The sequence below is a fragment of the Neobacillus soli NBRC 102451 genome (assembly GCF_001591665.1).
Lineage (GTDB): Bacteria > Bacillota > Bacilli > Bacillales > Cytobacillaceae > Neobacillus > Neobacillus soli.
In genome coordinates this window covers 61687-81555 of record NZ_BCVI01000025.1, presented here as the reverse complement: position 1 = coordinate 81555, position 19869 = coordinate 61687, and the positions used below count along the sequence as shown (strand labels likewise).

Annotated in this window: 19 protein-coding genes and 1 pseudogene; 6 read left to right on the top strand and 14 right to left on the bottom strand. The window is 37.7% G+C overall.

Annotation, left to right across the window (positions count from 1 at the left end):
• Positions 1-61: 61 nt before the first annotated feature.
• From BSO02S_RS10065 to ykzS, 8 genes are all read right to left on the bottom strand, one after another.
• Positions 62-535 (bottom strand): hypothetical protein, encoded by a 474-nt coding sequence (locus BSO02S_RS10065; RefSeq protein WP_066066249.1) that lies wholly within the window; start codon positions 533-535, stop codon positions 62-64.
• Between the two features lie 91 nt (positions 536-626).
• Positions 627-1412 (bottom strand): SDR family oxidoreductase, encoded by a 786-nt coding sequence (locus BSO02S_RS10060; RefSeq protein WP_066066246.1) that lies wholly within the window; start codon positions 1410-1412, stop codon positions 627-629.
• A gap of 122 nt (positions 1413-1534) precedes the next feature.
• On the bottom strand, positions 1535-3253 hold the full coding sequence (ptsP, locus tag BSO02S_RS10055; RefSeq protein ID WP_066066243.1) for a phosphoenolpyruvate--protein phosphotransferase: 1719 nt from the start codon (positions 3251-3253) through the stop codon (positions 1535-1537).
• Positions 3253-3519: a phosphocarrier protein HPr gene (locus BSO02S_RS10050; protein ID WP_066066241.1), complete on the bottom strand. Its 267-nt coding sequence runs from the start codon at positions 3517-3519 to the stop codon at positions 3253-3255. The genes ptsP and BSO02S_RS10050 overlap by 1 nt, the downstream gene beginning before the upstream one ends.
• Before the next feature lie 297 nt (positions 3520-3816).
• A complete protein-coding gene (locus BSO02S_RS10045) occupies positions 3817-5022 on the bottom strand; it encodes a hypothetical protein (protein WP_066066238.1) in 1206 nt (401 codons plus the stop codon).
• Positions 5019-6218: a DUF58 domain-containing protein gene (locus BSO02S_RS10040; RefSeq protein WP_066066236.1), complete on the bottom strand. Its 1200-nt coding sequence runs from the start codon at positions 6216-6218 to the stop codon at positions 5019-5021. Before BSO02S_RS10040 ends, BSO02S_RS10045 begins: the two co-directional genes overlap by 4 nt.
• Positions 6215-7099, bottom strand: a complete 885-nt coding sequence (locus tag BSO02S_RS10035; protein WP_066066272.1) for an AAA family ATPase — start codon at positions 7097-7099, stop codon at positions 6215-6217. Before BSO02S_RS10035 ends, BSO02S_RS10040 begins: the two co-directional genes overlap by 4 nt.
• 199 nt (positions 7100-7298) lie before the next feature.
• The gene (gene ykzS / locus BSO02S_RS10030) at positions 7299-7493 is read right to left on the bottom strand and encodes a protein YkzS (RefSeq protein WP_096190884.1); all 195 of its coding nucleotides are present in this window, start codon (positions 7491-7493) and stop codon (positions 7299-7301) included.
• Between the two features lie 249 nt (positions 7494-7742).
• On the opposite strand from ykzS, the gene BSO02S_RS10025 reads away from it, so the two are divergent.
• Positions 7743-7934, top strand: coding sequence for a YkvS family protein (locus tag BSO02S_RS10025; RefSeq protein ID WP_066066232.1), 192 nt, complete (start codon positions 7743-7745; stop codon positions 7932-7934).
• A gap of 121 nt (positions 7935-8055) precedes the next feature.
• On the opposite strand, the gene BSO02S_RS27935 is transcribed toward BSO02S_RS10025, so the two are convergent.
• Complete coding sequence (locus BSO02S_RS27935) at positions 8056-8175, bottom strand: DUF6254 family protein (RefSeq protein ID WP_235846898.1); 120 nt, start codon at positions 8173-8175, stop codon at positions 8056-8058.
• A 126-nt stretch (positions 8176-8301) separates the two neighbouring features.
• Here BSO02S_RS27935 and BSO02S_RS10020 point away from each other — a divergent pair, with 126 nt between their 5' ends.
• Positions 8302-8910, top strand: a complete 609-nt coding sequence (locus BSO02S_RS10020) for a CPBP family intramembrane glutamic endopeptidase (RefSeq protein WP_066066229.1) — start codon at positions 8302-8304, stop codon at positions 8908-8910.
• A 39-nt stretch (positions 8911-8949) separates the two neighbouring features.
• On the opposite strand, the gene BSO02S_RS10015 is transcribed toward BSO02S_RS10020, so the two are convergent.
• Positions 8950-9999 (bottom strand): YkvI family membrane protein, encoded by a 1050-nt coding sequence (locus BSO02S_RS10015; protein WP_066066226.1) that lies wholly within the window; start codon positions 9997-9999, stop codon positions 8950-8952.
• A 194-nt stretch (positions 10000-10193) separates the two neighbouring features.
• On the opposite strand from BSO02S_RS10015, the pseudogene BSO02S_RS10010 reads away from it, so the two are divergent.
• Positions 10194-12351, top strand: a pseudogene (locus BSO02S_RS10010) (ATP-dependent Clp protease ATP-binding subunit).
• Between the two features lie 38 nt (positions 12352-12389).
• On the opposite strand, the gene BSO02S_RS10005 reads toward BSO02S_RS10010, so the two are convergent.
• A complete protein-coding gene (locus BSO02S_RS10005; RefSeq protein ID WP_066066225.1) occupies positions 12390-14084 on the bottom strand; it encodes a M3 family oligoendopeptidase in 1695 nt (564 codons plus the stop codon).
• 105 nt (positions 14085-14189) lie between these two features.
• Positions 14190-14630: a MarR family winged helix-turn-helix transcriptional regulator gene (locus BSO02S_RS10000; RefSeq protein ID WP_066066222.1), complete on the bottom strand. Its 441-nt coding sequence runs from the start codon at positions 14628-14630 to the stop codon at positions 14190-14192.
• A gap of 205 nt (positions 14631-14835) precedes the next feature.
• On the opposite strand from BSO02S_RS10000, the gene BSO02S_RS09995 reads away from it, so the two are divergent.
• Entirely contained in the window at positions 14836-16347 is a 1512-nt protein-coding gene (locus tag BSO02S_RS09995) for an ATP-binding protein (protein WP_066066219.1), read from the top strand.
• Between the two features lie 18 nt (positions 16348-16365).
• Here BSO02S_RS09995 and BSO02S_RS09990 read toward each other — a convergent pair whose 3' ends face one another.
• Complete coding sequence (locus BSO02S_RS09990; protein ID WP_066066216.1) at positions 16366-17355, bottom strand: phosphotransferase enzyme family protein; 990 nt, start codon at positions 17353-17355, stop codon at positions 16366-16368.
• A 144-nt stretch (positions 17356-17499) separates the two neighbouring features.
• Here BSO02S_RS09990 and BSO02S_RS09985 point away from each other — a divergent pair, with 144 nt between their 5' ends.
• Positions 17500-18738, top strand: coding sequence for an MFS transporter (locus BSO02S_RS09985; protein ID WP_066066213.1), 1239 nt, complete (start codon positions 17500-17502; stop codon positions 18736-18738).
• Positions 18739-18765: 27 nt separating this feature from the next.
• Here the strand turns inward: BSO02S_RS09985 and BSO02S_RS09980 are convergent, their stop codons facing one another.
• Positions 18766-19290: a hemerythrin domain-containing protein gene (locus tag BSO02S_RS09980; protein ID WP_066066208.1), complete on the bottom strand. Its 525-nt coding sequence runs from the start codon at positions 19288-19290 to the stop codon at positions 18766-18768.
• Between the two features lie 220 nt (positions 19291-19510).
• Between BSO02S_RS09980 and BSO02S_RS09975 the strand changes: the two genes are divergently transcribed.
• On the top strand, positions 19511-19858 hold the full coding sequence (locus BSO02S_RS09975; RefSeq protein WP_066066205.1) for a hypothetical protein: 348 nt from the start codon (positions 19511-19513) through the stop codon (positions 19856-19858).
• The last annotated feature ends 11 nt before the right edge of the window (positions 19859-19869 follow it).

Below are 19869 nucleotides of genomic sequence, written 5' to 3'. Positions count from 1 at the left end.
TCCATCTCCAAATTTATGCACATTTAAATGTTGTCCTATAACTGTAAAAGTTAAACACGTTTTATAACTCTGAAGAAAAGTTTGTTAAATATACACGGCCAAATACTTCCTTGTTGTTAAATACCTCAATCGAAACTGCCTGGTCCCTCTCAATCATGTTCTTAAGCTCTTGAATATGTAAATCTTTTATTAAGGGGATGGGTTCCATAAAAATAAATTTTTCGCTTTTTCCTTTTACCTCTAAATATTCACCGTTTAGTACTTGTTCTTCTCCATACACAATTTCCCGTTTACCAATTGCAGCGGCTAACTTATCATCATGGATGGTGACTTTCACTTTATATAGTTGATGTCCTTCTAAAATTTCACTATTAATCCGAAAGCGAAATTGGAGTTCATTATTTTTTGTTAGCAGGGCGTCCGCATAGTGGTTAACAATTAACTCATTTGAAAACAAAAGACCGCATCCAGTTAAAAAAGAAGAACAAAAAAACCCAAAGACCAAAACAATCATGATTCGAATATTTCTTCCCATTTATAACACTCCCTCATATTTTTACCATAGCCAAAAAACATAGGTAATAAACGTTAAGAAACGACCATCGAGGAAAATGAAATTCGTAAACTTATATGGCTTTTATCATACCACCGTCTACGAGAAATGAACTGCCCGTCATATAAGAATTGGCAGCTGAAAGAAGAAAAACCGCAAAGTTCGCAAATTCCTCCGGAGTTCCGTACCTTTTTAGCGGTATACCGGCTTTAACTTGTAATTCGATTTCCTCCCTGTCTATGCCCTGCCTGTCCGCATTCACTTGGTCTAAATGCTTTACACGGTCAGTAGCTATACGTCCAGGTGCAATCGTATTTATTAGGATATTATATGGGGCCAGCTCAGTGGCCAGCGTTTTTGAAAGTCCGACTATACCGGTTCGGAATGTATTTGAAAGAACCAAACCTGGAATGGGTTCTTTTATTGAAGAGGAGGCGATATTTAGAATCTTCCCACCCTCGTGTTTTAAATAGGGCAATGCAGCGCGGGTCATTCGTACGTAAGACAATAAATTCAGTTCAAATGAGTCCTGCCACTCTTCATCCGTCAACTCTTCAAACGAACCCGCTGGAGGACCGCCTGCGTTATTGACAAGCATGTCGATTCCGCCAAATGTTTCCACCGTCAGATTTACAAGCCGTTTAATGTCCTCTGCATTAGTAATATCCGTTTTTTGATAGGCTGCTTTTCCTAAACCGATTGATTCAAGGTAACAAGCTTTTTGTTTTAGCTTCTCCACTTCCCGGCCGGAAATCATAACATTAGCGCCTTCCCTCACAAGTCGTTCAGCGATTGCAAACCCTAATCCCTGGCTTGATGCAGCCACAAGAGCGGTTTTACCATGTAAATTCAATTCCATATCTTGGCACGCCTCCTTTTTTGCATCTACTTTTAGTATACAGGATTACTAGAGGAAATACTTGGGATATGTCCAGAAAAAAATTGACCGACATCCCTGTCGGCCAATTTTTATATATATTATTAATTTCGAGTTATTGCCGAATTCACTGCATCGACCACCTGGGTGGTCGTTTGCATATTTAATGCTTTTTGTGCAAGCATCTCCATATCGGATTTTTTCAAATTCTTAATGAGTGAGCGAGCTCTTAATATGGAAGTCGCACTCATCGAGAATTCATCAAGACCAAGACCCAGCAGGATTGGAACCGCTGTTTCGTCACCTGCCATTTCACCGCACATCCCGGCCCACTTACCTTCCGCATGGGCTGCATCGATGACCATTTTAACTAATCTTAAAATGGACGGATTATACGGCTGATACAAATAAGATACACGTTGGTTCATGCGGTCGGCAGCCATCGTATATTGAATCAAATCATTTGTACCGATACTAAAGAAGTCAACTTCTTTGGCAAATTGGTCAGCCAAAACTGCGGTAGAAGGAATCTCCACCATAATCCCCAGTTCAATTTTGTCAGCCACTTTTTGACCTTCAGTTTGAAGCTTCTGTTTTTCTTCCTCTAGAATCGCTTTTGCGGCACGGAATTCATCTAAAGTTGCAATCATTGGAAACATAATTTTTAAATTCCCATAGCTGCTTGCCCGTAAAAGTGCGCGCAGCTGGGTACGGAAGATGTCCTGTTCTTCTAAACATAAACGAATCGCCCGGAAGCCTAAGAATGGATTCATTTCCTTTGGTAAATCTAAGTATGGCAGCTCTTTATCCCCGCCAATATCCAATGTACGCACAACAACCGGTTTTCCAGTCATTCCTTCTAATACAGCCTTGTAGGATTCAAACTGTTCTTCTTCTGTTGGCAGCTGATCTCTGCCCATATAAAGGAACTCTGTTCTATACAGACCTACACCCTCGCCGCCATTTTCAATCACTCCTTTTAAATCCTTAGGAGTGCCAATATTAGCGGCTAATTCAACGTGATGGTTATCAGCGGAAATCGTAGCTTCATTGACCAATTTTGCCCATTCTGCTTTTTGAGCTTCATAATCTTCGTGAACTTTACGATATTGTTCAACTTGTTCAGGAGTTGGGTTAATATGTACTTCTCCTTTAAGCCCATCAACAACAACTAAATCACCATTGTTAATAGCCTCTGTTGCCGTCTTTGTACCAACTACTGCCGGAATTTCCATCGAACGAGCCATAATTGCTGAGTGGGAAGTACGTCCACCAATATTTGTGGTAAAGCCTTTTACAAATTGACGGTTTAATTGTGCTGTATCGGACGGAGTTAAATCCTCAGCCACAATGATTACTTCTTCAGCGATCATGCTTGGGTTAACTAATTGAACACCTAACAAGTGAGCTAGCACACGCTTCGTTACATCGCGAATATCGGCAGCACGTTCTTTCATATAATCATTATCCATTTGCTCAAACATCATAATAAACATGTCAGCAGTTTCTTTTAGTGCAGACTCTGCATTCATTTTTTCAGACTGAATTTTATCTTCAATAGGTCCATTTAATTCTGGGTCAGTTAGGACAAGGAGATGTGCTTCAAAAATCGCTGCTTTATCTGCTCCAAGATCTACCTTTGCCCGGTCACGAATGGCTCCAAGTTCTGATTTTGACTTTTTCATAGCATTTCGGAAACGATCCACTTCTGCAGCAGCATCTTCAATTGTCATCTTTTCAAAAGATAAATCTGGCTCAACGAGACGGTATGCTTTTGCAATTGCAATCCCGTTCGATGCAGCGATTCCATGTAAAAATGTCATTATTCAGCCAAACCTTCTTTTTTCAATGTTTCTTCTAATGCATTTAATGCATCATTTGCATCGTTACCTTCAGCAGAAATCTTAATCTCAGCCCCTTGGCCAATACCTAAGGACATTACACCCATAATTGATTTTAAATTAACTTTTTTACTCTTATATTCTAAGTTAATCTCAGAATCAAATCGGCTTGCTGTTTGTACTAATAATGTTGCTGGTCTTGCGTGAATACCCGTTTCATCGATAACCTTAAATTGCTTTTCTGCCATGCCTAATCAAACTCCTTTAATATTTAAATAAAAAATTATGCCTGCTTCATTAAAAATAAACATTTCATGGGATTTAGTCAACTAAATCAATCTTTAACTATGGAATCAAAAATCAATCCTTTTTCGCTTATTTTTTCCAAAAGGAAAACAAACATGCATTGCTTTTTAAGCTAATGAGGTTGTTATTTATACATTTGCTAGAATAGCATTTTCATCATTTTCATACAACTAATAACCTCAAAATCAGACATCGTTCACAAAACTGTCAAAGTCGCTCAATAACGCTCAAAGTAATTTTTAAATTTTTCTCCCCTTATAAATTTCTTTTAATTGCTTCTTTATGTGATGAATTTCCGTTTTAAGATGAATTTGTTCCAGATTTGAGGAGATAATGCCTCCATATCGAACCTTTTCATAGATTTCATTTGATTCGGGGGTGGCCTTTATTCCAAGCCGTTGCCACCATTCTTCAAGTGTTTCAAAAGGGAAACGGCCTAATTTTAATTTATGAGCAAACCTTTCTAAATTAAATATTTCTCTTCTGATTAAATCTTCCGGGGGTTTTCCTCTCCTTGGCAAATTTGAAAATTGATTGGGTCCAAAACCACCCTTGGAAATTTCCACCAAAGAAGATGAATTCGCCGCTAATGGTTGCGAGTTAAATTTCTTTTTATAAAACAGGTAAATAATAAAGCCTACTGCACCCAGGAGGAGGAGAATATATAAGATATTTTCTGTCATTCCATATGATTGATCCTGGTATTTCTCCGCTTCGCCCAGCCCATTACTTCCTTGCAGGTTTGATTTCTTCCCCTCATTCTGCGACTTATTAAGAAGATATTGAAGGAAATTAAGAAGAGGTTCCGTGGCTTTTGTAAACAACAGTGCAAACAATTGCAAGATAGAAAAGAAAGAAAATTGAATATACTTCAGTAATAATGTACTTACTAGGCCAATGGCAGCAAGACAAGCAAAAATTTTAATAAAGTAAAAGGCGAACCTTGATTTATCTACTTGAATTGAATTCCACTTACTAAAAAAATTTCCAAAGAGCACTAATAATAGTTGAGAAATTAGAAGATAGATAATTTCTCTTTGAAAGGGATAGTGAATCATCGCTGAATAGACAATGGCGACCACACCGATTATAAAGGCTAATAGCAGCAAAATCGATTCAGAATGATCTAAAGAATCATCATACAAGGAGATTCCCCGCCACAAGACAAACATACCTAGGGCCGCACCAAAAAAAAGCGGCAACCCAGCTTGGTGACAAACTGCAAGAAGCAACGGTAAAACTGTTACAAAATAAAGCACTTTCCCTTTATCGCGAAATTTTGCAAGCAGAATGGTAAAAAGAACAATACTGCCGATACACAAGGCAACCACTAAGAACACGGGAGGAAGCTCCTTTTTACTAATATAGAATAAAAATAGAAAAAGAATACCGACAATCAATTCCAATATAAAATGAAAGGTAACAGCCACAAGACGATTAATCATGACAGTACCCTTCTTTCCTGTGGAAACTCCAATACACATAATAAACCATGACCCTGATCAATTTTTAGATCTAACAATCTGGCACCTTTCTTGGACACGTTTTGAAGCATGTGATTGGTGTCTCCCGTCCTAATCCCGGCATGGATGAAAAAGGGCTGGGCCGCTATGTGCCGATTAAAGAATGAAAGCATAAGATCATAAGGTACACTCGTATTTTGCGTACTTATCGAAGCAAGTGTTTCCAATACCTTTTGCAAATGCTCTTTCCCTTCCCCTTTTGGCAAATATAGAAAGGGAGTACTACCTGCTGTTCGCACGTTAATGCATAATGAATAAGGGATTTGCTTATTAAATGCGTAATATGCAATCTCTGTAATACAACTAATCATCTTTTCAAGACCGCTTGTGATCGAATGACCATCAGAGACATTTAGTGCAATATTTAAGCCCTTTTCAGAAATTTTTTCATAAATTTTCGTTTGCAATGCTTGTTTTCTAGCGCTGGCCTTCCAATTTATTCGGTTGAAACTATCAGACGGAACATAGTCTCTTGTTCCTAATGGTCCAAGCCGGTCTTCATATACCGAAAAAGGGACAGCATTTTCCCCTTGAAGAATTGAAATCTGTTCCTTTAATCCTTTTACAGGAATGGGCTGGGGATAGACAACAGCTTGCTGCTTTAGGTAATACCTAGATTCTAAGACAGTTTCTCCAAAACCTAAAAGGCTGGGGACATGATATTCGAGCTTGCGTATTTTGGAAATCCCTCTCATTTTTGCTGAAAAAGGAATAATAATTTGTTTTGTTTGCTTACTGTAAATTGAAAATGGAATTGCAATCTCATTCAGCAAGGAAAGACTTGATGATGGTTTCTCACCCTCTGGACCAACAAAGTGGTCATAGTAAACTTTTAGCTCCCCTTTTAAAATCGGATAACCTTCGTTACGAAAAATAAGTGTCCATTTTCCTTTATCATCAACAAAAAGGCGGCTTTTTTCATTCACATTTTCAAAATAAAGCTGATTTCCTGCTTTTTTTAAATAAAACTGATTACTAATGACAATGGTAAGGAAAAAGCAGGCAAGGAACAGTACTAATTTGGAATTAATGTATAGGCTTACAATAATCAGCAGAATTGCTAAGCCACTAATACCCGGAATCTTTCGATCATCTACCGAATATTTGTTCCAATTCATCCATTTGCCCCCGCTTCCACCGGGACAGGTATAGAGTTAAGGATTTCTTCGATAATGGTTTCTGGTGTTTTCGTTAGTGATCCTTCTATAGAGAGAAAAATTCGGTGTCCCAGAACATAGGGGGCCACAGCTTTCACATCTTCAGGGGTAACATATGTCCGGTCATTCAGAAAAGCTTTTCCTTGCGAAGCTCTCATCAGCGCTAATGTCCCCCTTGGACTAACGCCAAGTTCAATACCATTATGGTCACGCGTCTTTCTTACAATCGTTAACAGATAATCTTCTAGATCCGATGAAATGTGAATTTTTTCAATGGATGCCTTTAGTTGTTCAATTTCCGAAATGGAAAATACTTGTGTAATCGTGTTTGTCTTTTTCTCCCTGCGGTGAATTTGCATAATTCTTATTTCATCCTCGTAACTAGGGTACCCTACTTCTATTTTAATAAAAAATCGGTCCATTTGCGCAACGGGTAGTGAAAAGGTCCCTTGCTGTGATTCAACTGGATTTTGTGTCGCAATGACCATAAAAGGCTCTTCTAAAGATACGGTTATTCCATCAATCGTTACCTGCCTCTCTTCCATTACCTCTAATAAACTTGACTGGGTCCTCGGTGTAGCCCGGTTAATTTCATCTGCTAAGACAATGTTCGCCATGATCGGTCCCGGCCGCAATTCAAACTCCTGAACCTTTGGATTAAAAAACTGTATCCCGGTTACATCACTTGGAAGTACATCGGGTGTAAATTGGATTCGTGAAAATTTCCCGCCAATGGCAGTGGCAAAGCTTTTTGCAAGCATTGTTTTTCCAGTTCCAGGTACGCTTTCTAGCAAAATATGTCCATTAAATAATAATGAGATGGCCATTAATTCCACTTCCATGTCCTTTCCGACAATTACCTTACTAATCTCCCGCTTTAATTTATCAATTTTTTCTGATAACACCGTTTCCTCATCCCCCTAGAAGCTATATGTATTATTTTAGTCTTTCTATATTTTATCAAATTTTTGAATCTTTCCAAATCATTCCTGTATATAAAAAAAGAGAACTCGTAACTGTTGAGTTCCCCAGCGAAATTGATTAGCTTCTTGCCTCTTTTAGGTATTGATATAAAACATCCCCACCCCGTTGGCCAATTCCACGAAAATGCTTAAAATCTTCCCTTCTTACTAGAACCTGACGAAATTCCATAAATTCATCTTTCTTAACGTAATACTCTGATAGTTCCCCTGACATTAGTCGATTTAAAATTTCAGTTATCATCTCTTCCTTCAAACGAATGCACCACCTTTACTGTATTTATTTATATTACCATCCTTTCCCCCAGTCAAATTTCATTAATCTGCATATTTTATTTTTGAAAACGGTTTCTAGTCTTTAAGGAGCATTTTCGGAATAGAATGAATGAATCAGCAATAATTAACCAAATTGTCAAATAAAAGCCTTTACGAAATTGGTAAAGTAGTGCAAACTGGTATTTATATCGATTTATTTATAGTTTTTAAGGTAAAGGAGAGAGACTAATTGAAAATAGCAGAAGTAGGAAATATCATTGAATTCCGTGGTGGATTGCAAGGGATTGTTGAAAAGGTAAATGAAAATTCTGTAATAGTCGACCTAACATATATGGATAATTACCGTGATTTAGAATTAGATCAGCGAACAGTTGTAAATCATAAAAACTATAAAGTAGTAAAAGAGGGCTCAATTAATTAATAGAATGCTAGAAAAGGCAGTCGAATAGTGGCTGCCTTTTCTTTTTTGCTAATTGGTATATTCTTGGTCCAATTTAGAAAAAATGATTTATTTAGGAGGGTCTTTTTCCAATAGCGAATTATTATTGGCCTTTTCCTGTTTCTTTTGTAAGCTGCTTAAACGATTTCACTTTACCATGGGGATTTTGATCTTGTTTCCTAACAGTCCATTCCCGTTCTTGTTCACTCCTGGATTTGCTCATATGTTTCACTCCTTTCCATTTTATTTTTTCTATAATTTATTTTTTTATCAAAGGAAAGAGTGAAAATGATAAGGTAAACATTTCCTTCTGAAAAATTTTATTGATTCCTAAAGGAGCCTGCTCAAAATGAAAAAACGCTTTCCAGACCTTCGCCTTCTATTTGGATTGATTATTGCCCATCTGCTTATATTTTTTTCATTCCATGATAAAGCGATATTTTGGTATATCTTTACCGGATCTGTGCTGGTCTTAATCGTCTACGCAATGTTCCAAGGAGAGGTTGATGATGAGGCATCATTAATCCACTACATCTTTCTAGGAGCGGTATCCGGATTTTTATTATATTTTGTCTTTTGGCTTGGCTTTCAAGCAATCGGCATGCTTCACCTGCCATTTGATAAAGGTGTTAAAAAACTATATAAATGGTATGCTCCTTCGTTATTTTGGCAATACATTGCCCTTGTGTTGGTTGCCGCACCCGGAGAGGAACTTTTCTGGCGCGGGTTTATTCAAAAAAGAATATTGAAATATTTTCGACCGACAGCTGGTATCTTTGCCGCTTCGCTGCTGTACGCGTCTGTCCATATTTATTCAGGTTCCTTTTTATTAGTTTTTTCCGCATTTATTTCTGGCTTTGTCTGGGGTTTACTTTATTTTTTGAAAAAAAGTATGCCGCTTGTTATTGTTTCCCATATCATTTTTGACATTATGATTTTTATCATATTGCCCTTTTAATAGAAAATGCAGCTGCTCACCCTGAACAGCTGCATTTTTCTATTTTCTTTCATTGGGAGTAAATGGCTTCATCCATAGTAAAATAAAGAATATCATACAGATATATCCAAATAAGGGATATAAATAAGAGAGCAGCGTACTGTAATTCACAAGACTAATGAGGTAGGAAACTGCAAAAATGAAAGTAACCGACAACATGGTAGGCACGGGAAAATACTGTTTTAACTGACGATCCAACCCAAAGACATTTCCAATCACTGAGGTGAAGATCTCCCCATAAATAACAAGAACAAAAATCCAATAAAAAAAAGGGGCTAAGTTCTTCATAATAATTGCCATCGGAATATCATATAGTTCTAAGTTTGGGAGCATGATTAACGTGGAGTGACCCGCAATTAAAATAAGGGTTAAAGCCGCACCACCGATGATTCCTCCCCATTTGATTGTCCAATCATCTTTAACCTCTGTGGCAATCGGTACCAACACTGCTTGGGCTAAACCCAGATTTAAGGCTGCATAGGAAAAAGGGGCAACAACACTTTTCCAGCCATCCTCAGCATGCGGAATAAATAATAACTGGTCTAAAAAATTCGGTATTTGAATAGAAAAATACATTAAAATTAAACTAAAACAAATCATCAACGGGACAACGAAGGTATTGACAGCAAAAAGGCCTTTTGTCCCAATTAGCATGACAATAAACGAAAGGAAAATCGTCAAAAATACACCGACAGTCTTAGGTAAACCTAATTGTTCCTCAAAAATAGCCCCTGCCCCCGCAAGCATCACAGCACTTACCCCAAGAAGCATAAAAAGCATAAAAATATTGATGATTCGGCTTGGCCATTTCCCAAATAAATACTCATTAAATTCTTGATATGATTTTGCATCTATATGGGCAGCCATCCTCATTAGCTTTGAACCTAAAACAATAAAGAGGTATCCGCTCATTAATATACTAATAAAGCCAAAGAATCCAAATCGCGAAAAAAATTCTACGATTTCTTTTCCCGTGGCGAACCCTGCCCCTACAACAGTCCCAACATAGACCGCTGCAATTTGAAAGGCTGCTGTCCAATTCCGTTTCACATCATCTCCCCCCTTATCATCAATATATGACGAATGGGGCAAACAAAGACGAGCTTTTTTCTTGATTAGAAAGTATTACCATAAACAAAAAACTTGAAAGTCAAAAAAGGTCAGAGTATACTACATTCATAAGGTCAAATATAGTCAAAGTCAAACATTATTTATGTTTGCAAAAATAAGGAGGTTTTTAACTTATGCTTTGTCAACAATGTAATGAAAAACAAGCAAACATTCAATTAAATATGAATATTAATGGGCAGCGTAAGGAAATAAAACTCTGCCATGAATGCTATGCAAACGAAAAACAAACTCTAGGAGCAAACTTTGGTCCGAATCTGAATTCGTTCTCAAACTTTCCATTTGAAAATCTATTTCTTGCTAAAAACTTTCCACAAGATCACAATAGCAATCGCCACCAAGCGCAAACTGATGGAAGAAAATCCGCACCAGAAGGCTTTATCGACCAATTCGGCCGAAACTTGAGCACCATGGCAAAGGCTGGTCTGATTGATCCAGTAATTGGGCGTGATGAAGAAATCAAACGCGTGATTGAAATTCTGAACAGAAGAAACAAAAACAATCCGGTATTAATCGGTGAACCAGGTGTTGGGAAAACGGCTATTGCAGAAGGTCTTGCAATGAAAATTGCTGACAGCGATGTCCCAAGCAAGTTACGCAATAAAGAAGTTTATTTATTAGACGTTGCTTCCCTCGTTGCCAATACCGGTATTCGCGGTCAATTTGAGGAACGGATGAAGCAATTGATTTCCGAATTACAGGAACGAAAAAATATTATTCTTTTCATCGATGAAATTCACCTGCTTGTTGGTGCAGGTTCTGCCGAGGGATCAATGGATGCAGGCAACATGTTAAAACCAGCCCTCGCACGCGGTGAGTTACAGGTTGTTGGTGCAACAACCTTAAAGGAATACCGTCAAATTGAAAAAGATTCCGCATTAGAACGCCGCTTCCAGCCCGTTCACGTTCATGAACCATCAGGAGAGGCTGCAATTGAAATCTTAAAAGGAATCCAAAAGAAATATGAGGATTACCATGAAGTGAATTTTTCGGAGGAAGCAATCCTTGCTTGTGTTCAATTATCACAGCGCTATATTCAAGACCGATTCTTACCGGACAAAGCGATCGACCTACTTGATGAAGCAGGTTCGAAATTAAATCTAGCCTCTGATTATTAAGAATAATGAACAAATTGAGAACCGCTTACGAGAACTTTCTGCAGCAAAGGAAGAGGCACTAAAGAGCGAGCAGTACGAAGAGGCGGCAAAGCTTCGGGATGAGGAGGCAAAACTTGAAAAAGCACTAAATAATGAATTTAACTCCGAAAGGCCTATTGTAACTGTTTCCCATATACAAGAAATCATTGAACAAAAAACAGGCATTCCTGTAGGTAAACTCCAACAGGATGAACAGCATAAAATGAAAGCCTTAGAAACCAATCTTAATAAAAAGGTGATTGGTCAAGAAAAAGCTGTAAAGAAAGTCGCAAAAGCGATTAGACGCAGCCGTGCCGGTTTAAAATCAAAGAATCGTCCAATTGGTTCCTTCTTATTTGTGGGCCCTACCGGTGTCGGAAAAACGGAGCTGACTAAAACACTTGCCGAAGAACTATTTGGCTCAAAAGATGCAATGATTCGTCTTGATATGAGCGAATATATGGAAAAACATAGCGTTTCCAAATTAATTGGCTCACCCCCTGGTTATATTGGCCATGATGAGGCAGGACAGCTTACCGAACGAGTACGCAGAAATCCATATAGCATTATTTTATTAGACGAAATTGAAAAAGCACACCCTGATGTTCAGCACATGTTCCTGCAAATTCTTGAAGACGGACGCCTCACTGACAGCCAGGGAAGAATGGTTAGCTTTAAGGATACGGTTATTATTATGACAAGCAACGCAGGCATTTCCCATAAAACCGTTCATGTTGGATTTGGCACTACAGAAGTGATTGAAGAAGCAAGTATTCTCGATTCACTTGGCAGCTTCTTTAAGCCGGAATTTTTGAATCGTTTTGATGGTATCATTGAATTTAACATACTCGACAAAGAAAACATTTTGACCATTGTCGATTTAATGATTAACGAATTACAAGAAACAATAATCGAGCAAAACATGGAATTAACCATCACAACAGAAGCAAAAGAAAAATTAGCTGCACTTGGCTGGCACCCTTCATTTGGGGCACGTCCTCTTCGAAGGATTATCCAGGAACAGCTTGAAGATAAAATCGCAGATTTTATTTTAGAAAAGCCTGAAACAAAAAAATTAGCCGTACTTGTTGAAAATAATGAGTTGAAAGTTGTTTCAGAAACAGTCGAGGTTAAATAGCCAAAAAAGCGAAGCCATAGCTTCGCTTTTTTTACTTGCTATAATTTTTTATCTTCAACAGAATTAAGCCAGCCTTCAATTTCCCCTATCACCGACTCGACACAGCCATTTTCAAAGGGAGAAATTAAATTTGCAGCCTTGACAAGTTTGGTGAATGACATGCTGCCGCCAAGCTTACAAAGCTTTACGTAATCCGCCCAAGCCTCTTCTTGATTCTCCCTTGACCGCTTCCAGAATTGGAAAGCACAAATTTGTGCAAGTGTATAATCAATATAATAAAACGGTGAATTAAAAATATGACCTTGACGCTGCCAAAAGCCGCCGTTTTCTAAATACTCATTGCCATCATAGTCTTTATGCGGCAAATATTTTTTCTCAATTTCTCGCCACTGCTGCTTCCGTTCTTTTGGTGTAGCGGTTGGGTTTTCATAAACCCAGTGCTGAAATTCATCCACTGAAACCCCATAAGGAAGGAATAATAACGCATTACTTAAGTGGGAAAACTTGTATTTATCGGTATCTTCCTTAAAGAATAGTTCCATCCATGGCCATGTATAGAATTCCATGCTCATTGAGTGAATCTCACATGCTTCATAGGTTGGCCAATAATATTCCGGAATTTCAAAATGACGGCTGGAATACACCTGGAAGGCATGGCCAGCTTCGTGTGTCAACACATCAATATCGCCTGAGGTTCCGTTGAAATTGGAAAAAATAAACGGAGCTTTTTGGTTCTCAATATACGTGCAATAGCCTCCGCCAGCTTTCCCCTTTTTGGCGACCAGATCCATCAAGTTGTTTTCCTGCATAAAACTAAAAAATACCCCTGTCTCTTTTGAAAGGTCTTCATACATCTTTTGCCCGTTTTCAATAATCCATTCTGGACTTCCTTTTGGAATAGCATTCCCAGTCTGAAAATTGAAGCCTTCATCATAATACTTTAATTGATCCAGGCCGATTCTTTCTTGTTGACGTGCTTTTAATTTTGTTGCAATCGGAACAATAAATTCCTTCACCTGCCCACGGAAATTTGCCACCATTTCTGCATTGTAATCGGTCCTCATCATACGATAATAGCCAAGCTCGACAAAGTTTTTATAGCCTAATGTTTGGGCAATCTCTGTTCTTACTTTAACAAGATCATCATAAATGCGGTCAAGTTCCGCTTCATGTTCAGCGAAGAAACCAAATTTTGCTTCACTAGCTTGCTTACGTATATCCCTCTCAGTCGATTCTATGAACGGATCGATTTGCGCAAGTGTCCGCTCCTCCCCTTGAAAGTTTATTTTAGCTGCAGCAAGCAATTTTGTATATTCCGTTGACAAGCGATTTTCCTTTTGAAGTAATGGAACAATTTCTGGTTTAAATGTCTTTAGCTGGCCTTCGGCAAGGGCGAAAAGCTGTGTTCCCCACTTTTCTTCCAGTTCATTGCGGAATTTTGAATCAACAAGAGCTTGATAATACCTGGTTACTAGACCTTCAATCTCTGGCTGGATTTCATCTGTGTAATCTTGTTCTTCCTTGTAAAACTCGTCGTTTGTATCAATCGAATGACGAATATAACAGAGATTGAACATCGTACCAAGATCATTTCTAAGATTATTAATTTCATCCATTGCTTCACTTTGTTCTTCTACAGAAACAGCATTTTTAAATTTTTCAAGTATAGCATCAAAGTTAGCAGTTATTTCTTGTAAATTTGGACGTACGTATGTATAGTTTTCAAAGCTCATTCAGCTATCCCCTTTTTTAAAAATCTTTTTAATATTCCAATCTCTCTTATTATATACTATCCCCTTACATTCTTTACAATAAAAAAAATACGACCGATGGCCGTATTAAAATTTCCCTGCTGGCAAACCTAATTTTTTCAGAAGGTCAATCGCTTCCGTTTTCTCTGTATCTGTGAGGCTCGACATTAGCTTATCAATCTGCGCGGCATGTTCTGGAAAAATGTCCTGAATAAACTTTTTCCCATCTTCCGTAATTTGTGCAAAGGTGACACGACGATCTTTTGGACAGGCGATTCTTTTCAACATCCCTTTTTGTTCAAGCTTGTCGACCACGTACGTAATGCTGCCGCTGGCAAGCAATATTTTCCCGCCAATTTGCTGCATTGGCTGGTCACCCTTATGATAGAGAAGCTCTAAAACAGCAAACTCAGTCGGGTTTAAACCATTAGCTTGAATCACTTTATTTACATGCTCATTGATTGCTTTATAGGCCCTTGAAAGGACTATATAAAGCTTTAATGATTTTGCTAATGAATCATTTTCCATATTAAAAACATCCTTTTAAGTTTAGTTAATACCATAACCGCGTAAGAAAATTCTATTCTTAAAATTATCTCGATTTCAAGGTTATTATAAAAAACTTTTTAATTGTTGTCAATTTTCCTTTTAAAAGCAGGAATATTACAATAAAGAGTGGAACAAATGTATAATAGGAACGTTTATTATCAAAAGAATTGATTGAGGGCCAGACATGAAGATTCGCACAAGGAATTTTAATATTTATCTTATTATCGTTATACTGCCTATTCTCATTTTAAGTGTATATTTTTTCTATGGTATTTTAAAAGAAAATGATATCGCTAGAAAAAGTGATGCCCGATGGGTCGCATCGATTTATCAAAAAGACTGGGATCAATTCATTAGTGAAACGATGACTAGCTTAAAAATTCTTTCGCTGTCAACAAAAGAAAATATAGACTCTCCAGAAAAAATGGAACCATTGCTAATACAAATAAACCAAAAAGACCCCCGCTACGGTGGACTTTATTTGCTCAACCAAAAGGGAAAATTGTTAACTGGTTCTGCTCCATTAAGAAATGATGAGGATTTTACTAAACTTGCTTTCATTCAAGAGGTACTCAAAACCAAAGATACCATTATTTCTAATCATGAAGAAATTCTTAAAAACAACCAAAGGATAATTGGATTAGCTGTACCTGTTCTAGATGAAAACCGCGGGTTAATGGCTATTCTTGTTGCTGATTTGCGCATCGATTATATGAGGAATTTAATGAAGGTACTTACTCCCGAAACAAAACTTTATGTAGTAAATGGTGGAAAAAACCCCATTCTAGAAATGAATGTAAGTAACGAAGAAATGAGAGACGAAACACAATGGATCACTTCACCAATGGACCGACTGCCGTGGAGTATAAAAGTAAAAGTTGCGGATCGTGACTATAAAGAAATAGGAAAAGCATTTTGCCAAACACTATTTGTCATTCTTGTCATCGCACATGTTCTCTATTTACTCCTTGAATATATATTACTAAGAAAACATACGCGTACAGAAAGACGGCAAAATGAAGTACAGAAGCTCGAGTTAGTAGGTACCTTGGCTGCCAGCACAGCCCATGAAATACGTAATCCTTTAACAGGCGTGAAAGGATTAATTCAGCTTCTTAGTGAAAAGTATACGGATTCCGAGGACCGTTATTATTTCGATATCATAGACTCTGAACTGAAACGGATCAATGAAATTGTAAGCGAGTTTCTGATTCTTGGTAAACCGACTGCACAAATAACAAATAGTGTGAATATTGCCGGGACGCTTCAAGAATTAAAACCCCTGATTGTATCAGAAGGTAATTCACATAATGTGGAATGCATTTGGCAGCTTCCGACTGAACCCGTAATCGTTCAATGTATAAAAGACCAGATGAAACAGGTGATTTTAAATCTCACAAAAAATGCCTTCGAATCGTTTGAAAACGTGGGTACGTTGGAAATTAAGCTTCATACCCTTGATGGTTTTTGCAGTCTTGAAATTAGCGACAATGGCAAGGGAATGCCTGCAGATGAATTAGAAAAAATATTTCTTCCTTTCTATACCTCAAAAGATACGGGGACAGGTCTAGGCCTGGTCATTTGTAAACGGATTATTAATTCTTTTGGCGGAAGCATAAATATTCACAGCAAAGAAGCGATTGGTACAACAGTAGAAATCACATTGCCGCTTGCAAAAGAAACACGGGACCATTAACAGGTCTCGTGTTTCTTTTTATTCAACATTCACGATTGCTTTTTTTCGAATAATTCTTTGCCGAATTTCATTCAATAACAGGTCCAAACTCTCGTTCCTATCCTCTGGTGCAATCTTTTTATGGAGAACAGCGTAAAGGGTGATGTCTCTAAGTTTTAGAAAAAGCGGTAAATGCTCCCGCCAATTTTCCGGTACGATATTACACTCTTCATAACCGTTAATAAAGTGAGAAAGAAAATTGCGTGCAAACTCTGATTTCTCCTTTTCACCAGCTTTAGGAAAACCGTAAAAAATCGAATAATAAAGCGGGATAGCAATATCGGATGCAAACCAATGATAACTGCAATCATCAAAGTCAAACACATATACTGTCTGACCATCATAAAAGAAGTTTCCAGAATGGATATCCGTATGAATTAGCCCAAAATGATCGGTGCCTTGAGGAAGCTCCCATAATTCCTTTATTAAGTCATAGGTATTCTCAATAATTTCCGGCTCATCCGGAAAATATTCTTTAACCGCTAGCAATTCCTCCTCATGCCAAAATGGACGTAATTCCATCCCTTTTTTTGGATGGTAACCCTTAGTTACTGCATGCATCCGTCCGGTAGCTTTTCCCCAAGCATGAAACAATTGCTCATTGTATAGGTCAGAATTAACTTTTACTGGTGCGCCCTCAACCTTTGAATATAGACAAGCATAAAAGAACGTTCCATCAGAAGTCCCTGCTTCCTCAATTAATTGTTTATTTGAAGAAAGGAAGACCTTCGGGCATTGAACAATGTTTTGATTCAAGTAATTCATCCAATCAAGTTCTGCTTCTATTTCAGACTTTTTTCGATGGGAACTATGGGTAATCCTTAAAACCAGCGGCGCGTCATTACGATACACTTCAAATACATAATTCTCAAAGTCCCCCAACTTTTTCACTTGTGATTCTAACTGAAAACCTTCTAGAAAACCATTTAAGATTTCTTGGGTAAATAATACCTCCACTGATTTTTCCATACTTCCCCCCTAAAAACCAATTTTTCTTTTCCATTATAATTTAAATATTTCGAAATTAGAATTAAATATTTCTTATTTTTGTATTTTGGTAGTAAAATATGGATAGAAAAATATTTAGCAATTTTTATAAAGAAAGGATTACTTATGAATCAACAAGCTGTTTTACCTGCCAAGGCTCCTAAGGCCTCCGAATCAACCATGTTTAAAATCCTGTTTATCATCGGGCTATGCCATTTATTAAATGATGCCATTCAAGCTGTAGTACCAGCAATGTTTCCTATTTTAGAAAAGTCTATGGGCTTAAGTTTCACTCAGCTAGGCGTCATTGCCTTTTCCCTAAATATGGTTTCATCCGTTATGCAGCCAATGGTCGGAATGTTAACAGACAAAAAACCAATGCCGTTTGCACTACCAATTGGCCTTACATTTACTTTATTTGGGATTCTTGGGTTAGGGTTTGCTTCAAATTTTGGAATGATTGTCTTGTCTGTCCTATTCATTGGGCTTGGTTCGGCAGTGTTTCATCCTGAAGGCTCAAGGGTTGCTTATATGGCTGCTGGAAACAGAAGAGGACTTGCACAATCGATTTATCAAGTGGGGGGCAATACAGGCCAGGCATTAGCCCCATTGATTACCGCACTAATTTTGGTCCCTCTCGGTCAAATAGGTGCCTCCTGGTTTACCATCGTTGCCGCGCTTGCAGTCATTTTATTAATTTATATTGCAAATTGGTATAAACAGAGATTAATAACTTTTCCAAGGCCTGTTAGAAATAAGAATACTGGTACAGGAAAAAAAGAAGGGTTATCCAAAGAGGTAAAAAATACTTTAGGATTGATACTATTACTAATCTTTGCAAGAACTTGGTATACCTCTGGCATCACCAATTTTTATACCTTTTTTGCTATCAAAGAATATGGACTTACGATTAAAGAATCTCAGATCTTCTTATTTGCATTTTTAGTATCCGGAGCAATCGGCACCTTTTTTGGCGGACCGCTTTCAGACCGATTTGGCAAAAAAAATATCATTTCCTTTTCGATGTTAGCGACTGTGCCTTTTTCAATTCTCATACCCTATGTTCCGCCAACCGCGGCCTTTGTCTTCCTTATTCTTACCGGATTTATTTTAATGACTAGTTTTTCTGTAACTGTCGTCTATGCACAGGAATTAGTCCCGGGAAAGATTGGAACGATGTCTGGTTTGACCGTTGGCCTTGCGTTTGGAATGGGGGCAATCGGTTCTGTAGGACTGGGGTCCATAGCTGACTGGATTGGGTTACAGACAATGATAACCTGGCTTGGGGTCCTGCCATTGCTTGGTTTAATCGCTTTTCTCCTTCCTTCTGATCAAAAGGTTTGGGAATGGAATGGTTTGAAATAAAATAAGGATGGGCCTAGAGGGCCATCCTTATTTTATTTCTTGAATTCTATGATATAATTCCGCCTTTTCTTCATCAGTAAGCATTCTTTCTGCCATTGGGAATAGCACATTTTCCTCTTTTGAGAAATGTTCAGTTAAGATAAAATATGCTTCCTGAATTAATTCAGCTAATTTTTTCTTCTCTTCAGTTGAAGTTTGGTTTCCCTCCGCCTTTTCTAGGAAACCCTTTATATTTAATTTTGCCTGATCATGCTCATATTCCATAACAGCAATCGGCCCAGAAGTTGTCCCGATATAAACACCCATCATCGGAAAAAGGACACCCTCTTCTCTTTCCGAATGCGGATCAAGCGCTGCCTTAAATTCTTTTACCATTGCAATTAATTCTAGAAAATAATCTTCAACATCTCTTTCTTGATCAATTTTTTGCGTTAAGCCGTACATTCCTTCTAATTGTTCTAATAAAAGGGGATGCTCACTTTTTAATTGCTTTAATCCTACACTTAATTCAGCTTGGGGCATACCCCCAATGGCGCTCATGCAGCTACTCATCGTCATTCACCTCTGTATTTTCTTTGCCTCAAGTATAAGAGCAGCCACTTTTTTATGTAGTGACTGAAGTCACATTTACGTACAAATGTTTTGAATATCTTAATTTTGTCAATTTAATGAAAACACTTAAATTAATTTAAAAATTTTAACATTTATCACACAAAAAGTGCTTAATTGTTTCATATAATATAGATAAACCTATTAGGGAGGGCAAAAAAATATGAAAACTCCAAATTATCACGACTTTTATCAAAAAGCACTAATACCGATTGGTTTAAATGACAGAATGTCCCTACAGGAATCTGATGCTTTCTACCCCGGCTCACCCTCGACACATTGGCTCATTGCTGTGGAAGGGGTGCAGCTTTCACAGCCAAAGATTTACTTTCATTGGAAAGTGAGTATTTATCCAGCTGATTGTGAAGGTGATTTCAATTGGAAAAAGCCTTATTATTGTTCACCAAATATGGAATTAATCGATCAAGCAAACGCATTTGCTTCTTCATTAGTTGCATCCAGCAAAAAAGACGAACTTTCCTCAGTAAGTCTATTAGAGAAAATAAGCTAATCCACTAAATA

Excerpts from the sequence above, each read along its gene's own strand:
- ptsP (WP_066066243.1), bottom strand. The coding sequence starts at position 3,253 with ATGACATTTTTACATGGAATCGCTGCATCGAACGGGATTGCAATTGCA.
- BSO02S_RS09980 (WP_066066208.1), bottom strand. The coding sequence starts at position 19,290 with ATGAGTAGCTGCATGAGCGCCATTGGGGGTATGCCCCAAGCTGAATTA.
- BSO02S_RS09995 (WP_066066219.1), top strand. The coding sequence starts at position 14,836 with ATGAAGATTCGCACAAGGAATTTTAATATTTATCTTATTATCGTTATA.
- BSO02S_RS10045 (WP_066066238.1), bottom strand. The coding sequence starts at position 5,022 with ATGATTAATCGTCTTGTGGCTGTTACCTTTCATTTTATATTGGAATTG.
- BSO02S_RS10040 (WP_066066236.1), bottom strand. The coding sequence starts at position 6,218 with ATGAATTGGAACAAATATTCGGTAGATGATCGAAAGATTCCGGGTATT.
- BSO02S_RS27935 (WP_235846898.1), bottom strand. The coding sequence starts at position 8,175 with ATGAGCAAATCCAGGAGTGAACAAGAACGGGAATGGACTGTTAGGAAA.
- BSO02S_RS10000 (WP_066066222.1), bottom strand. The coding sequence starts at position 14,630 with ATGGAAAATGATTCATTAGCAAAATCATTAAAGCTTTATATAGTCCTT.
- BSO02S_RS09975 (WP_066066205.1), top strand. The coding sequence starts at position 19,511 with ATGAAAACTCCAAATTATCACGACTTTTATCAAAAAGCACTAATACCG.
- BSO02S_RS10035 (WP_066066272.1), bottom strand. The coding sequence starts at position 7,099 with ATGGAAGTGGAATTAATGGCCATCTCATTATTATTTAATGGACATATT.
- BSO02S_RS10005 (WP_066066225.1), bottom strand. The coding sequence starts at position 14,084 with ATGAGCTTTGAAAACTATACATACGTACGTCCAAATTTACAAGAAATA.
- BSO02S_RS10060 (WP_066066246.1), bottom strand. The coding sequence starts at position 1,412 with ATGGAATTGAATTTACATGGTAAAACCGCTCTTGTGGCTGCATCAAGC.
- BSO02S_RS10065 (WP_066066249.1), bottom strand. The coding sequence starts at position 535 with ATGGGAAGAAATATTCGAATCATGATTGTTTTGGTCTTTGGGTTTTTT.
- BSO02S_RS09985 (WP_066066213.1), top strand. The coding sequence starts at position 17,500 with ATGAATCAACAAGCTGTTTTACCTGCCAAGGCTCCTAAGGCCTCCGAA.
- BSO02S_RS09990 (WP_066066216.1), bottom strand. The coding sequence starts at position 17,355 with ATGGAAAAATCAGTGGAGGTATTATTTACCCAAGAAATCTTAAATGGT.
- BSO02S_RS10050 (WP_066066241.1), bottom strand. The coding sequence starts at position 3,519 with ATGGCAGAAAAGCAATTTAAGGTTATCGATGAAACGGGTATTCACGCA.
- BSO02S_RS10020 (WP_066066229.1), top strand. The coding sequence starts at position 8,302 with ATGAAAAAACGCTTTCCAGACCTTCGCCTTCTATTTGGATTGATTATT.